Origin of the sequence: Brucella rhizosphaerae (genome assembly GCF_002252475.1) — a bacterium.
Classification (GTDB): Bacteria; Pseudomonadota; Alphaproteobacteria; order Rhizobiales; family Rhizobiaceae; genus Brucella; species Brucella rhizosphaerae.
The window spans coordinates 14,253-30,121 of record NZ_NNRK01000012.1; the positions used below are offsets into that span (position 1 = coordinate 14,253).

Below are 15,869 nucleotides of genomic sequence, written 5' to 3' on the forward strand. Positions count from 1 at the left end.
TAAGTGTGTCGTCCGGTCGCGCTTGATGGAACCTGCTTGTTCCTTGGTTGCGATTCGCGTATCGCCTAAGAGAACGGATGAGGATGGAGGTCGTCCGAATGCCGCAAAGAAATTCTCCCCTGGCGCCGTTTCAGTATGGAACTTTTCGCGCCTTATGGTCTGCCACGCTATTTTCAAACCTCGGCGGTCTGGTGCAGACGGTCGGCGCAGGCTGGATGATGGCCACTATTGCGCGCTCGGATGATATGGTTGCACTGGTTCAGGCATCCACCACTTTGCCAGTGATGATCTTCTCGGTTGCGGCGGGCGCACTTGCAGATAATTTTGATCGCCGTCGCATCATGCTGACCGCTCAGATTCTGCTGCTTGTCATCTCGGTTGCGCTTGCGGCGTTCGCTTATCTTGGCGTGTTGACGCCATGGATGTTGCTCGGCTTCACCTTTCTCATCGGTTGTGGCGGTGCGTTGCATAATCCGTCATGGCAGGCATCCATGGGTGACATTGTTCCCAGAACAGATTTGCCTGCGGCGGTTGCGCTTAACTCGATGAGTTTCAATCTGATGCGCAGCATTGGCCCGGCAATTGGCGGCGCAATTGTTGCGGCAGCAGGCGCTGCTTTTGCCTTCATTTTCAACGCTTTCAGCTACTGCGCGCTTATTCTGGCACTTTGGCGATGGCAACCACAAACGACAAAATCCACTTTGCCTCGTGAAGCATTTGGACCTGCCATGGTCGCGGGGCTCCGTTATGTGGCCATGTCGCCAAACCTTCTGAAAGTCATGTTTCGCGGCTTTCTGTTCGGCCTGTCTGCCATTGTCATTCTTGCGTTATTGCCACTTGTGGCGCGTGACCTCGTTAAAGGTACTGCGCTGACATATGGCATCATGCTCGGCTTTTTCGGAATAGGTGCTATTGGCGGTGCGCTTTCAAGTGCCAGATTGCGAGAGCTGCTTGGCAATGAATGGCTCGTGCGCGGTGCTTTTGTTGCCTTTGCGCTGAGCTGTGTTTTGCTTTCTGTCAGCCGCAGTATCTGGATGAGCTGCATTTTCCTGCTTCCCGCAGGACTGTCCTGGGTACTTGCGCTTTCGTTGTTCAATGTGACGGTGCAGCTTTCCACTCCGCGCTGGGTGGTTGGCCGTGCACTGGCGCTTTATCAGACGGCCACGTTTGGTGGTATGGCAGCGGGTAGCTGGCTGTGGGGTTCGGTTGCAGATGATTTTGGCGTTCCGGGTGCATTGCTGGCAGCAGCCAGTGTTTTGCTCTTCGGTGCACTTGTCGGGTTTCTGCTGCCGCAGCCGGAATTTGAATCGCTTAATCTCGATCCGCTCAACCGCTTCAGCGAACCGCAATTGCGCCTTGATCTCAGGTCGCGCAGTGGCCCGATCATGATCATGGTGGATTATAAAATCGCTCAGGAAGATGTGCCGGCGTTTCTGGCAGCAATGGCGCTGCGGCGGCGTATCCGTATTCGCGATGGCGCACGACAATGGGCGTTGCTGCGCGATCTGGAAAACCCGGAAACATGGACGGAAAGCTATCACGTTCCGACATGGGTGGAATATGTGCGTCACAATCAGCGACGCACGCAGTCTGATGCGGAAGTTTCAGAAAGACTGTTTGCGCTGCATAAGGGGGCAACGCCCCCTCTGGTTCATCGCATGATAGAGCGGCAGACCGTATCCATTCACGATGACATGCCGCTCAAGGCGCATCTCGATTTGACGTGAGGCCGCCATACCAAGGTGCTAAGATGCTGACGCATAACGCCTTGAAAACGTTCAGTCGCCACACAGGCTCATCCAATATCCGATGGGTGCAACTCATCGGATATTGGTATCAGTTTCAGGCTGCTGAAAACTCGGTCTTTGCAATCTGGTTACGACCGCTTTTCTTGCTTGTGTAAAGCTGGTGATCGGCGTGCTGTAGCCAAAGAGAGCCACCCATATCCGGATGGGTACGTGCCGACGCAATCCCCATGCTGACCGTTACGTTGGTGCTGACTTCTGAACCGGGATGAGGAATGTTCAGCGACTGGATCTGAAACTGGATTTCATGAGCAGTGGCCAATGCTGTTTCAAGATCGGCACCGGGTAGAACACAGGCAAATTCCTCGCCGCCATAACGTGCAGTCATGCCTGACACCTTATGCACTGCGCGGTTCAGAGCGGCCGCGACCATGGCAATGCATCTGTCGCCTTCAGGATGACCATAGGTGTCGTTGAAGAGCTTGAAGAAATCGATGTCGAGCATGATGACAGAAAGCCAAGCGCCAGAAGGCGCAAGGCGCGAGATTTCTCCCGCCAGAATGACTTCCAGCTGCCGGCGGTTGCTGAGACCGGTCAAAGCGTCGGTGACAGCCATTTGAGCAAGCTGATCACGCAGGCGCTTGAGCTCAATATGATTGGAGACACGTGCGCGCAAAACAACCGGATTGATCGGCTTTGTTACATAATCGATGGCACCCAGTGAAAGGCCGCGGACCTCTGCCTCCTGATCATCGAGACCTGTTGTGAAAATAACCGGAACATCAGCCAGAAGGCGATCATTCTTAAGGCGCACGCAGACTTCATAGCCATCGAGGCCCGGCATCATGACATCGAGCAAAATCAGATCCGGTAAAACCGAACGGGCGACCTCCAAGGCCTGTTCACCAGATGTAGCGAAGCAGATTTCATAGTGGTCTTCCAGCACCGCGTTCATGATCTCGATGTTTGAAACTTCGTCATCGACGATCAGGACGGTTGCACGATCAGGCATTCATTATACTCCGGTAGTGTTTAGATCACCGCGTGGTTTTTATAATCTACGGCGAATTCCAGAGCGGCTCTTGTTCGGAATGAACGATTGAAACGGCTCTAAGTTCGCTGTGAACAATAGCTTCGGCCAGTGATGGCTGAAGCCATTGCGCAGCAAGTGATGATTAAGTTGCTAAAGGACGGTCCTCAGCAAAAGCTTCGTCCAGATTGCGCAGGGCTTGCTCGTAATCGAGCTTGTCCAACGCAGTTTTTGCCGCCCGCAAGGCTTCCGCATTATCGCCTTGGCTGGCATCAGAGCCAAGCAGTTGGAGCAATGCATCGAAACTGCTGCGAGCGCGCATGCTCCGGCGGGTGAGGAGGTCGCGCAGCGTCGTTACAGCCGATGCAATATCTGCGGATTGCGCACTTGTGCTTGTTTGTGGCGCGGCCGCTGCGGCCTGATCTTTCAGACTCGCCGCAGCTTTTAAGGCCGGCTTCAGCGCAGAGTTGAGCGCTGAAAGTGTTGGCTCCAGGCCAACCAGCTGTTCGTTGGCGATCGCCAGTTCCACTTCGGCAGAAATACGCGCAATTTCTGGCAGTTCCAGCGATGCTGCAACACCTTTGAGCGTATGCGCAAGACGTCGCGCGCCGGTCAGGTCGCCCTTGGCGATCTGATCCATCAGGGATTTTATGACGTTCTGAAAATCATCATGGAAACTGATGATGAGACGACGCAGCAGAGCCTGTTTTCCGTTCACACGCACCAGTGCCCGTGTCAGGTCGAATGGCGGAAGACGCTCGGGAAGATCGGCCTGAGTGACCTCAATCCTGCTTTCCTGCAATGGTGCAGAGGTCAGATCGACCCGGCGCGGCTTCATCCAGCGCTCAAGCGTTCCGATCAGCACACTCGGATCGATTGGTTTGGCGACGTGATCGTTCATACCGGCTTCCGCACATCTGCGGCGCTCTTCTTCATAGGCGTGCGCAGTCAACGCAATGATGGGTAGGGCATCCGGACTCCAGTCGCGACGAATATGACGGGTGGCTTCCAGCCCGTCCATTTCCGGCATCTGAACATCCATCAGCACAGCTGAATAGAGTGAGCCGGATCGCGCAACGCTTTCGCAGGCAATGCGACCGTTTTCTGCTGTATCCACGTCAAGACCCGCATCACACAGGAGTTGATAAGCAATTTCGCGATTAATCGCATTGTCTTCGACCAGCAGGACATGCGCACCGCGCAACGGTTCTGCGATCAATTCAGAATCCCTTGCTTCGTCCTTGGCATCTTTGGACAATGGGAAAAGCATGTTCAGCGTTTGCAGGATTTGTTGGGCTTCGATGGGTTTGGGCAGGTAGGCAGCAATGCCGGCACGTGACGCTTTTTCCTTGAACTCGTCACTGCCATAGGCGGTAATCAGGACAATTTCCGGCAATTTGGCAAGCTTTGCATTGGCATAGAGACTGCCCACTGTTTCCATGCCGTCCATGCCCGGCATTTTCCAGTCGAGCAGCAGCAAATCATACGGCTGGCCGCGTTGGAACGCGGTTTCCAGTGCGCCGATAACCTCGGTGCCCGATGCGACCAGATCGACCTGGATCGACCAGTCCGCGAAAAGGCTTTGCAGAATTTCGCGGGAAGCCGGGTTGTCATCCGCAACAAGTATCCGAAGCTTCTGAATATGCGCTTGCGGTCTTTCGACAATTGCATGCGTTCGGTCGACGTTGCCAAGAGTGGTCGTGACTGTGAAGACACTGCCTTGGCCGGGAGTGCTGAGCACGGTGATGTCACCACCCATCTGTTCGGCAATCTGCTTGCTGATGACCAGCCCGAGCCCTGTGCCGCCGAAGCGACGTGTGGTCGAGCTGTCGGCCTGCGAGAATGAGCTGAACAGTTTGGATTGCTGGTCGGGCGTCATGCCGATACCGGTATCGGCAACAGCAATCTGCAATCTATAATCGCCGCTATCTGTCGCTTTGCCGCCTACACGAAGTGTCACCGAGCCGTTCTCGCTGAACTTGATGGCATTGCTCATCAGATTGAGCAGAACCTGGCCAAGGCGCATTTCATCGCCGACAAGGCGTTCGGGAACACCCTGATCGATGTGCAGGCTAACGGTTACATTTTTGGCCCGGGCATCGGCGCTGGTAATCTGCAATTTGCGATCAAAAAGGGCACGCAGCTCGAACGGACGGTTTTCCAGCGTGAGTTTGCCGGCATCGTTCTTGGAAAAATCCAGAATATCATTGATCAGGCGCAGCAGAGAGCCGCTCGCGCCATTAATTTTGGCAAGGTAATCGCGCTGGCGCTCTGTCATGTCAGTACGGAGCATCAGGTGGCAGAAACCCAATATCGCGTTGAGCGGCGTGCGGATTTCATGGCTCATATTGGCCAGGAACATACCTTTGGTTTTGTAGGCCTGTTCAACCTGGGCCGAGCGTGTCTCAATCTCTGCATTCTTGACCATGATCTCGTCGCGCATGTTGCTGATGCTGTTAACGCAAGCGACGAGCATGTCCGAGAACCACACCAGAACCGCGGCTTCAAGAGCGACAATCACGGCATGAATCATGACCCGGCGAATATCGCTGCCAGTCGGGAAAACGAGGGATGGCAGCATGTAATCAAGTGTCAGATGGTGCAGCGCGATGGCAACAGCCGCAATGATGGTCGCTCTTCGATCGCACCAGCCAATGGTGAGCGCAAGCATGGCAAAGAAGTACATATGCATGTCCATCTGCCAGATGTGACCACGCAGCAGATAGAGCAGAATTGCGGGTTCTGCCACGAGAGCTACCGCAGATAAAAAGCGGGTTGCGGGTGCGATATCGGCTCGCCACCACATCAGATTATAGCTTGCTGCGAGGAATGCCCCTGCAAGCGCCCCACCCATGACCGAAGCACCGGTTGCATATGCGATGGCTGCAAACAGCGGAACATGCAGCCAGAAAAAAACGACCAGAAAACGCGCAAAACGTCTGCGAATATCATCAAGCTCAATGATCATGGATTAGGCCCCGGTGACAGCAAGGTCAAAACAGCTGGACAGTTGTGCGGGTTCGAAGACGAGCCACGCGCCTGCATCGTAAAGTGCGTCAATGGCGTCAGGACGTGCAGAATATACAACCACAACGTTCATACGCTCATTGAAGGAAAGGATCTGTGCATCGGCTTTGCTGAGCAGCGTGGCCACTTGTGAGACATTTGCCCATGGCTGCATGAGAACGGCGAATTGGCCGTTCTCACCACGCGGAAAAAGCATCGCATAGATGAGTGCTACAAGACCGATGAGGAAAAGGGCGGTAGCTGGCAGCATGTCGAGCATGCGCCATTTTGACTGCGCTAAATGGGAGTTCATGTGTCTGTATCCGCAATTCAACACGCCTTAGACGTTACCGCTTCATAGTATATAAAAAAGCGCGTGTCTTGCTGTATATGCTAATTTAAGATTGTATTATTCGGTGACCGGTGAGGCTCGATCCGTCGTTCGTTTCAGAGCACATCTCGAAAAGTGTGAAACGGCTTTCGGATAAGATGCGCGTACAAACAAACAATCAGATCGAGATACGCTCTAATGGCCCGGTAACGCGGCAGGGGACGTCATACATCGAATTTCAGGCCTTTCAATATAATGAATTGCGCCTTGTTTTCCGGCGAACGGTCCACGACGCAGCAGGCTGAATATCAGCCCGCGCTTGGTTTTGAGTATACCCCTTTAGTTCAATACCTCAAATTTTCGCTGAGCCCTTTGAGTGAGGCTGGCCACTATAAATTGCCAATGATTTTTATGTTATGCAGAATTTTGCTTTACGTACCTCAAAGCCAACGTTAAGGTTATATGGTGAAGCTTTGGGAGGAGTTCACATGCAAGTGGAAAATCTGACAATCAGAAGTCGCGGCGGGCGTTCAAGCGATAGCGCTTGCGTTGGTGCGCGCGTATGAACGCAACCCGAAACGAGCATGAGGCGCCGCTTCTGGAGGCGGTCTCGTTGTCAAAATCGTTCGGACCTGTTCAGGTTCTGAAAAATATAAATCTCAGCATTTATGGCGGCGAAGTTCACGCGATTATTGGCGAGAATGGTGCCGGTAAATCGACATTGATGAAGCTGCTGGCGGGCAATGAGCGTCCTACCAGCGGTGAAATCCACATTGATGGAAAGCCAATTTCGTTTTCCGGTCCGGTAGAAGCTGAAGCGCAAGGCATTGTTCTGGTGCATCAGGAAATCTTGCTGGCACCGGATCTGACTGTTGCGCAGAATATTTATCTGGGGCGCGAACTTTCCAACGGTCTCGTTGTTGATGACAAATCGATGCGCGAAGGCGCTCGCAAAGCCATTCGTGATCTTGGTGCAGATATTAGTGCCGATGCCATCGTGGGAAGTTTGTCTATTGCACAACGCCAGCTTGTGCAGATCGCCCGCGTTCTGCTTGTGCCACATCGCGTGGTGATCTTTGATGAGCCAACGGCATCGCTTACCCCGGTTGAAACCGAGGCGCTTCTGAAAGTGATTTGCGACATTCGCGCCAAAGGCGTTGCGGTTCTCTATATTTCGCACCGGTTACCGGAAGTGAAAGAGATTTCAGACCGTGTGACGGTCTTGCGCGATGGGACGCTCGTGGCAGCACATATGGCGTCCGAGCTTCAGCCAAACGACATGGCCCGACTGATGGTGGGGCGTGATGTTGCCAAGCTTTATCCAGATCGCGCAGCACGTCACGGACAGGTGCCGGTTCTGGAGGTCGATGATTTTACCGTTCCGGGCTATGTTAAAACGGCAAGTTTTACGTTGAGCAAGGGCGAAATTCTCGGTTTTGCAGGGCTTGTTGGTGCCGGTCGAACGGAATTGATGGAAGGTATTGTCGGGCTGCGTCCTGGCAAGGGGCAGGTTCGTCATAATGGAAAACCGGTCAATTTCCGCAATGCCCACGAAAGTCTTTCCGCCGGTATCGCCTATCTGAGCGAAGATCGGAAGGGCAAGGGTCTGCTGCTTACCAAGGACCTCGGTATCAATCTGACACTCGCTTCGATCAGTAAATTCGTACGGGGCTTGCAAATTGATCGGCGCAAAGAGCGCACGGCGCTCGACGATGCGATCAAGGAGTTTGATATCCGCACGGGCCGCAAGGATATTCTTGCCGGGCAGCTTTCTGGAGGCAATCAGCAGAAGCTTCTGCTGGCAAAAATGATGATGCTCAACCCGTCTATCGTCATTATCGACGAGCCGACGCGCGGCATTGATGTGGGCACCAAAGAACAGATTTATCAGTTCATTGCCAATTTGGCCGACGAGGGCAAGTCGATCATCGTCGTATCTTCTGAAATGCCGGAACTCATTGGCGTATGCGACCGTATCGTCGTCATGCGCGAGGGCAGGGTTGCAGGCGAGGTGACAGGCGAACGCATGACCGAAAATGACATCGTTGTCTTAGCAACCGGCGTCAGCACCGAAGAAGCGGCTTAAACAAAAAAAGGGGAGTAAATGACAGACGTAGTGACTGATAAAAGCAGAGTGCCGAAAACGTCCAAAGATTGGGATCTTAGGGCTGTTGCGCCTTTTATTGCGCTGCTTTTGCTGCTTGTTCTGGGTACAATTGCCAATCCGAATTTCATCAGCATCGACAATCTGTTGAATGTTGCGACGCGTAGCGCATTCATTGCAATCATCGCGCTTGGTGCCACCTACGTGATCTCTTCGGGGGGGCTCGATTTGTCTGTCGGTGCTATGGCAGCTTTTGTCGGCAGCATCATGATCATGTTTATGAACAGCGGTGTTATTGCCGATCCGGTCATGATGCTGATCGCTGCCGTACTTCTGGCCGTTGTGGTGGGGGCACTTTGCGGACTGACAAATGGATTGATTACAACACTTGGCGGTATAGAACCGTTTATTGCCACGCTCGGTACGATGGGTATCTATCGTGGCCTGACGACCTGGCTGTCACAGGGCGGCGCAATTACGCTGCGCAATCCTGAAATTCAGGCGCTTTACCGCCCTGTCTATTTCGGTTCCGTTTTTGGTGTCCCGATCCCGGTTATTGCGATTTTCGTCACGGCGGCGATAGCGGCTTTTGTGCTCTATCGCACACGCTATGGTCGCCATGTCATTGCAGTTGGTTCCAGTGAAGATGTTGCGCGTTACTCGGGCATCTCCGTCAAACGCGTTCGTACCATTGCCTATATCGTGCAGGGGCTCTGCGTGGCAGTTGCGGTGCTGCTCTATGTACCACGGTTGGGGTCGACCTCCGCAACAACGGGCATGTTGTGGGAATTGCAGGCGATCACCGCAGTCGTTGTTGGCGGTACGGCATTGCGAGGCGGAGTGGGGCGTGTCTGGGGCACGATCTGCGGCGCATTCATTCTGGAAATTGTCGGCAATATCATGCTGCTTTCCAATTTCATCAGCGAGTATCTGATCGGGGCTATTCAGGGCGCGATTATCATCATTGCCATGCTGGTGCAGCGTTCGTTGTCGCGACGATAACGGCCAGTGCCTGATGGCGCTGGCCACTAAGTTTGACGGGATTGAAGGGGCGGTCCGGTCACAGAGGGATAAAGCCCCCTGAACATTTGGGAGGAAATAATGCGAGGAAAACTTTTAAGTGTTGCTTTTGCAGCATTGGCCGCAGGTGCGTTGGTCTTTACGGGCGTTGCAAGTGCGCAGGACAAGAAGGTAACAATCGGCGTGTCCATTCCAGCCGCCGACCATGGCTGGACTGCCGGTGTTGTCTATCATGCAGAACGCGTGGCCAAGCTTTTGATGCAGGAGCATCCCGGCCTTAACGTGATCGTCAAGACTTCGCCGGATGCAGCAAGCCAGGCAAATGCATTGCAGGATCTTGCCGTTCAGGGCCTGGACGGTCTTGTGGTGCTGCCATCCGATCCTGATCCACTTGTCAATGCTATCAAGGAGATCAAGGACAAGGGCACGTTTGTAGCACTGGTCGATCGCGCACCAAGCAACAACGACAATTCGATCCGTGATCTCTATGTGGCGGGCAACAACCCTGCTCTCGGTCAGGTTGCTGGCGAATACATCAAGAAGACTACGCCAGACGCACAGGTCGTCATCATTCGCGGCCTGCCTATTCCTATCGATCAACAGCGTCAGGACGGCTTTGACAAAGGTATCGAAGGCTCGAATGTAAAGGTTCTCGATCGTCAGTATGGCAACTGGAACCGCGACGATGCCTTCCGCGTGATGCAGGACTTCCTGACGAAATATCCGAAGATCGATGTCGTCTGGTGTCAGGATGATGACATGGCCGTTGGCGTGCTTGAAGCAATCAAGCAGGCTAACCGCGAAGATATCCAGTATGTTATCGGCGGTGCCGGTTCCAAGGATATGATCAAGAAGGTCATGGATGGCGACAAGCTTATGCCGGTCGATGTTCTCTACCCACCCGCAATGGTTTCAACAGCCATGCAGCTCGCTGCCGGTCATTTCTATGATCAGATTCCAGTGAGCGGCAACTATATCCTTGATGCCACGTTGGTGACCAAGGACAACGCCGAGCAGTTCTACTTCCCGGATTCTCCGTTCTAATACTCATATGCGCGTCTGCCTTGGCGGACGCGCAGTTTAACGCTTGAGGGCTTCTCGCCCCTATGCCCGATATCGGGTCGAATTTTCAGTTGGAGGACTTTTGATGAAGACGATCAAAGGGCCTGGGATATTTCTCGGGCAGTTTGCGGGCGATGAAGCGCCGTTTAATACATGGGACGGCATCACCAAATGGGCCGCAGAAAAAGGCTATGCCGGTGTGCAGGTGCCAACATGGGCCAGCCAGCTGATCGATCTGAAGAAGGCCTCGGAATCCAAAGATTATTGCGATGAGTTTGCTGGTGTCGCGCGTGAAAATGGCGTTGAGGTGACAGAGCTTTCGACGCATTTGCAAGGCCAGCTTGTTGCCGTGCATCCAGTCTATGATGAAGCTTTTGACGGCTTTGCTGTTCCTGAAGTACGCGGAAATCCGAAAGCGCGTCAGGCATGGGCTGTCGAGCAGGTAAAAATGGCGATCAAGGCGTCGCGCAATCTCGGCATTGGCGCTCACGCGACATTCTCAGGCGCTTTGGCCTGGCCATTCATCTATCCATGGCCGCAGCGTCCTGCTGGTCTGGTTGAAACGGCATTTGACGAACTGGCGCGTCGTTGGACACCAATCCTCGATCATGCGGATGAGCATGGCGTCGATATCTGCTATGAAATTCATCCGGGCGAAGATCTGCATGATGGTGTGACGTTCGAGATGTTTCTGGAGCGCGTTAAAAATCATCCGCGCGCCAATATGCTCTATGATCCGTCGCATTACGTGCTGCAATGTCTCGACTATCTTGACAATATCGACATCTACAAAGACCGCATCAAGATGTTTCACGTCAAGGATGCCGAGTTTAACCCGACGGGTCGTCAGGGTGTCTATGGCGGCTATCAGGGTTGGGTCAATCGCGCTGGTCGCTTCCGTTCGCTCGGTGATGGGCAAGTCGATTTTGGTGCTGTGTTCTCGAAAATGGCTGCCAATGATTTTGATGGCTGGGCTGTGGTCGAATGGGAATGCGCACTGAAGCATCCTGAAGACGGTGCGCGTGAGGGTGCGGAATTTGTCAAACACCACATCATTCGCGTAACCGACAAAGCGTTTGATGACTTTGCGGCCGGCGGCACCGATGATGCAGCCAATCGCCGTATGCTGGGACTATAGGATAGTATAATGACGATTGAAGCAAAGACCAAAGAAACCGCAAATCCACGCATTCGGCTTGGCATGGTTGGCGGCGGCTCGGGTGCATTCATTGGCGGTGTACATCGCATGGCCTCGCGGCTCGACAACCGCTTTGAACTGGTGGCAGGCGCTTTGTCTTCGTCACCGGAAAAAGCACAGGCGTCGGGGCGTGAGCTTGGCCTTGCGGAAGACCGCATCTATTCGAGCTATAAGGAAATGGCAATCCGCGAAGCACGTCTCAAGAACGGGATCGAGGCTGTGGCCATCGTGACGCCAAACCACGTGCATTATGATGCCGCCAAGGAGTTTCTGCGCCGCGGCATTCATGTGATCTGCGACAAGCCGCTGACTTCGACACTGGCCGACGCAAAGAAGCTCAAAAAAGTGGCCGACGAGAGCGGCGCTTTGTTTGTGCTTACCCATAATTACACTGGGTATCCGATGGTTCGTCAGGCGCGCGAAATGATCGCCAGTGGTGAACTGGGTGATCTGCGTGTGGTGCAGGTGGAATATGCGCAGGACTGGCTGACGGAAGCTGTTGAAGAAACCGGTGCCAAGGGTGCTGTCTGGCGGACAGATCCAGCTCAGTCTGGTCTTGGTGGCGCGACAGGCGACATCGGCACCCATGCCTTCAACCTTGCGTCGTTTGTGACAGGGCTGACGCTTGACAGCCTTGCAGCTGACCTCGACAGCTTCGTTGCAGGTCGTCGCCTTGACGACAATGCACATGTGATGCTGCGTTTTGCAGGTGGTGCTAAGGGTATGCTCTGGTGCAGCCAGGTAGCACCCGGCAATGAGAATGCGCTGCGTCTTCGCGTTTATGGCACGAAGGGCGGCATTGAATGGGCGCAGGAAGATCCGAACCGGCTCTGGTTTACACCATTTGGCGAACAGAAGCGGTTGATCACCCGTGGCGGTTCAGGCGTAGGACAGGCAGCAACCCGCGTGACCCGCGTGCCGGGCGGTCATCCGGAGGGCTATCTGGAAGCCTTTGCGACAATCTACGTTGAAGCGGCCAATGCCATTCAGGCAAAGCGTGACAACACGCATCTGGACAGTGCGGTTGTTTATCCAACCGTGGATGACGGCGTCAAAGGCGTAGCATTCATCGACGCCTGTGTGCGCTCGTCCAGCAAAAATGGCGGATGGGTAAACCTTTGATATAAAATCAAATCGAAAAACGCCGCCATTTTTGGCGGCGTTTTTGTTTGGATTGATGGCACAATCAGCCACTCAATTCGTTCGCCGTAGAAAAGCCATCTTGTTTTCATGTCTGAGGCAAAGATGCCTGATACAGCCGACTAATATAATCTGCCGGCGCATAGGGTGTGCGAATTCAAAGCCGTACGAAAGCGTGTGCCATGCAGAAGTTTCGTCCCACAATTGCCAGCGGGCCGCTGTGCCTTTTAACAGCACTCTACGTTCTCATTTTCACGAACATGTCTTTCTGGCGTGCAATTGGCACCTATTATGCCGATTCTCCATTGAGGCTTGCGGGCATAGTGGCCACGCTTTTGCTGCTGCATGTGGCTCTGTTTGTTCTGTTCTCGGCAAAATATATCATCAAGCCAATACTGATATTTTTCGTGATCATTGCTGCGGGCGGCTCCTATTTCACCGACACATTCGGCACGATCATCGACAAGAATGTCGTTGAGGCAGCGCTGACAACCACACAGGCTGAGTCCGGTGCATTGCTGACGCCGAGCTTCCTTTGGCACATGCTGCTTTATGGCGTTATTCCATCGTTGCTGATTGCATGGGTGCGCGTCAAACACCGCCGGTTGCTCGGAAAGCTGATGGTGAACACAGGCGTCATTCTCACCTGCCTGATTGCAGCAGTCACTATACTGGGCACGAACTATGCTGCCTACTCGTCCATGTTCCGTGAGCATGGTGCTGATATCATGCAAAAACTTATGCCCGGCACCCCGATCACCAGCACGATTCAATATGTTTCAAACATCGTCAAAAACCGCGACATTCCAATGGAGCCGCTTGGATTGGATGCCAAACAAGCGCTGACACTATTGCCGTCGGGCAAAAAGCTCGTGACAGTTGTGGTGGTAGGCGAAACCGCACGCGCACAAAATTTCAGCCTCAATGGCTATGCGCGCGAGACCAATCCGGAACTGAAAAAGCGTGATGTGGTTGCCTTCACCGATACAACAAGCTGCGGCACCGAGACTTCCGTTTCTGTACCGTGCATGTTTTCACCATTCACCCGCGAAGATTATTCCAACACGAAGTTCCGCGGGTCTGAGAACCTGATGGATGTGCTCAAACATGCAGGCGTTGAAGTCAGCTGGTACGAGAACAATACTGGTAGCAAGGGTGTTGCAGAGCGGATCAAACTGATTGAACTGCAGAGCACGAAGGATAGTCGCTATTGCGAAGGCGGTGAATGTCTCGATCAGATACTGGTCGACAATCTGTCCAGGGAGCTTGACGAGGTTTCTGGTAATGCGACCATCGTTCTGCACATGACGGGTAGTCACGGACCAGCCTATTATCGTCGCTATCCAGTGGAATATGAAGGTTTCAAGCCGGATTGCCGCTCCAACGACTTCGCCAGGTGTTCACAGGAAGAAATCGTCAATGCCTATGACAATTCTATCCTCTACACCGACCACATTCTGTCGGAAGTTATTGATCTTCTTAAAGCGCGTGAGAACAAGTTTGCATCCGCGATGATCTATATGTCGGACCATGGCGAGTCGCTTGGTGAGGATGGTCTTTATCTTCATGCCGCGCCCTATTTCATAGCGCCATCACAACAGACCCACATACCGTTCATCACATGGTTTGCACCGGAATATGCATCGGATACGGGCTTGAATCTCGACTGCCTGCGTAAGACGGCGGCAGAGCCGTCCTCGCATGACAATCTGTTCCACACAGTGCTTGGGATGATGGCGGTAAAGACTTCTGCTTATGATCAGAGTTTGGATCGTTTTGCGGCCTGTCGGATGACGCATAATGTGGTATCGAATTAAAAAAAGCCCCGCTCACTGAGCGGGGCTTTTTGCTTTGTAACCAGCTCTTCTCATGCAAAACTGCTTCGCAGTTTTGGTTCAAATGCTTTAAACGTAACGGTTGACCACGTTTTCCAGATATTCCTGACGTCCGGATTTTGGCTGCGGATTGATGTCTTTCGTTTCGACTTCTGAAGCAATCTGTTCCAGCGAAAGACCGGTTGCGAGTTGTTTGCCGAAAGCGCCAGACCAACCAGCATAGCGCTCATCAAGCGGCTTCGTCAGAGCGCCGTCATTCAACATCTGGGCGGCGGCCTTAAGGCCACGCGCGCAACAATCCATGCCACCAATATGACCGATCAGCAGATCCTGCGGGTCGAGCGACTGACGACGCAGTTTCGCGTCGAAGTTGGTGCCGCCATTCCTGAAGCCACCATCGAGCAGCACCTGATAATAGGCAAGCGCCATTTCAGGCACATTGTTCGGGAACTGATCTGTATCCCAGCCCGACTGATAATCGTTGCGGTTCATGTCGATGGAACCGAGAATGCCGAGGCTGCGGGCGAGTGCCAGCTCATGCTCGAAGGAATGGCCGGCAAGAATTGCATGGCCCTGTTCGATGTTGAGCTTTACTTCGTTTTCCAGACCATAGCGCTTGAGGAAGCCGTAAACCGTTGCGACATCGTAATCATACTGATGCTTGGTTGGTTCCTGTGGCTTCGGCTCAATAAGGATCGTGCCCTTGAAGCCGATCTTGTGCTTATACTCGACCACGAGGTTGAGGAAGCGGCCCATATTGTCGAGCTCACGGCTCAGGTCGGTGTTGAGAAGGGTTTCATAACCTTCGCGACCACCCCAAAGAACATAGTTATCGCCGCCAAGGCGCTTGGTCGCGTCGAGACAGGTTTTGACGGTGGCTGCGGCAAAAGCAAACACTTCCGGATCGGGGTTGGTTGCAGCGCCTGACATATAGCGACGATGCGAGAAGAGATTGGCTGTGCCCCATAGAAGCTTGATGCCGGTTTCTGCTTGCTTCTGCTCAAAAACATCGACGATGGCTTCAAGGTTTTTGGTGTTCTCAGCGAAGTTATTGCCTTCCGGGCGGACGTCTGCATCGTGGAAGCAATAATAAGGCGCACCGAGAAGCGAGAAGAATTCAAATGCCACATCGGCTTTCAGCTTTGCAGCTTCGAGACTGTCCTTATACCAGGGACGGTCAAAGGTGCGGCCGCCAAAAGGATCGCCGCCTTCCCATGCAAATGTGTGCCAATAGGCGACAGCAAAGCGCAGGTGGTCTTCCAGCCGTTTACCAAAGACGATCTCGTCCGGGTTGTAGTGACGGAACGCCAGCGGATTGTCGCTGTCAGGTCCTTCGTAACGTATTTTCTGGATGTCGCCGAAAAATCCGGTGCTCATCATGCTCCTCCAATGTTGATG

At 53.5% G+C, this 15,869-nt stretch carries 11 protein-coding genes; 7 read left to right on the forward strand and 4 right to left on the reverse strand.

The window, feature by feature from the left end; all coding sequences use genetic code 11:
• Positions 1-98 precede the first annotated feature (98 nt).
• Positions 99-1,727, forward strand: a complete 1,629-nt coding sequence (locus CEV32_RS01055; RefSeq protein ID WP_094573592.1) for an MFS transporter — start codon at positions 99-101, stop codon at positions 1,725-1,727.
• Between the two features lie 115 nt (positions 1,728-1,842).
• On the opposite strand, the gene CEV32_RS01060 is transcribed toward CEV32_RS01055, so the two are convergent.
• The 3 genes from CEV32_RS01060 to CEV32_RS01070 form a co-directional block, all read right to left on the reverse strand.
• Positions 1,843-2,757, reverse strand: coding sequence for a diguanylate cyclase (locus CEV32_RS01060; RefSeq protein ID WP_094573593.1), 915 nt, complete (start codon positions 2,755-2,757; stop codon positions 1,843-1,845).
• Between the two features lie 163 nt (positions 2,758-2,920).
• The gene (locus CEV32_RS01065; RefSeq protein WP_094573594.1) at positions 2,921-5,743 is read right to left on the reverse strand and encodes a response regulator; all 2,823 of its coding nucleotides are present in this window, start codon (positions 5,741-5,743) and stop codon (positions 2,921-2,923) included.
• A gap of 3 nt (positions 5,744-5,746) precedes the next feature.
• Positions 5,747-6,094 (reverse strand): hypothetical protein, encoded by a 348-nt coding sequence (locus CEV32_RS01070; protein WP_143128772.1) that lies wholly within the window; start codon positions 6,092-6,094, stop codon positions 5,747-5,749.
• A gap of 580 nt (positions 6,095-6,674) precedes the next feature.
• Here CEV32_RS01070 and CEV32_RS01075 point away from each other — a divergent pair.
• The 6 genes from CEV32_RS01075 (at position 6,675) to CEV32_RS01100 (ending at position 14,453) form a co-directional block, all read left to right on the forward strand.
• Positions 6,675-8,198, forward strand: a complete 1,524-nt coding sequence (locus CEV32_RS01075; protein ID WP_094573596.1) for a sugar ABC transporter ATP-binding protein — start codon at positions 6,675-6,677, stop codon at positions 8,196-8,198.
• 18 nt (positions 8,199-8,216) lie between these two features.
• Entirely contained in the window at positions 8,217-9,218 is a 1,002-nt protein-coding gene (locus tag CEV32_RS01080) for an ABC transporter permease (RefSeq protein ID WP_094573597.1), read from the forward strand.
• Between the two features lie 99 nt (positions 9,219-9,317).
• Complete coding sequence (locus tag CEV32_RS01085) at positions 9,318-10,280, forward strand: substrate-binding domain-containing protein (protein WP_094573598.1); 963 nt, start codon at positions 9,318-9,320, stop codon at positions 10,278-10,280.
• A gap of 103 nt (positions 10,281-10,383) precedes the next feature.
• Entirely contained in the window at positions 10,384-11,436 is a 1,053-nt protein-coding gene (locus CEV32_RS01090) for a sugar phosphate isomerase/epimerase family protein (protein WP_094573599.1), read from the forward strand.
• Between the two features lie 9 nt (positions 11,437-11,445).
• Positions 11,446-12,618, forward strand: a complete 1,173-nt coding sequence (locus tag CEV32_RS01095) for a Gfo/Idh/MocA family protein (RefSeq protein WP_094573600.1) — start codon at positions 11,446-11,448, stop codon at positions 12,616-12,618.
• A 200-nt stretch (positions 12,619-12,818) separates the two neighbouring features.
• The gene (locus tag CEV32_RS01100; RefSeq protein ID WP_094573601.1) at positions 12,819-14,453 is read left to right on the forward strand and encodes a phosphoethanolamine transferase; all 1,635 of its coding nucleotides are present in this window, start codon (positions 12,819-12,821) and stop codon (positions 14,451-14,453) included.
• A gap of 87 nt (positions 14,454-14,540) precedes the next feature.
• On the opposite strand, the gene xylA is transcribed toward CEV32_RS01100, so the two are convergent.
• A complete protein-coding gene (xylA, locus tag CEV32_RS01105) occupies positions 14,541-15,848 on the reverse strand; it encodes a xylose isomerase (RefSeq protein WP_094573602.1) in 1,308 nt (435 codons plus the stop codon).
• Positions 15,849-15,869: the final 21 nt, after the last annotated feature.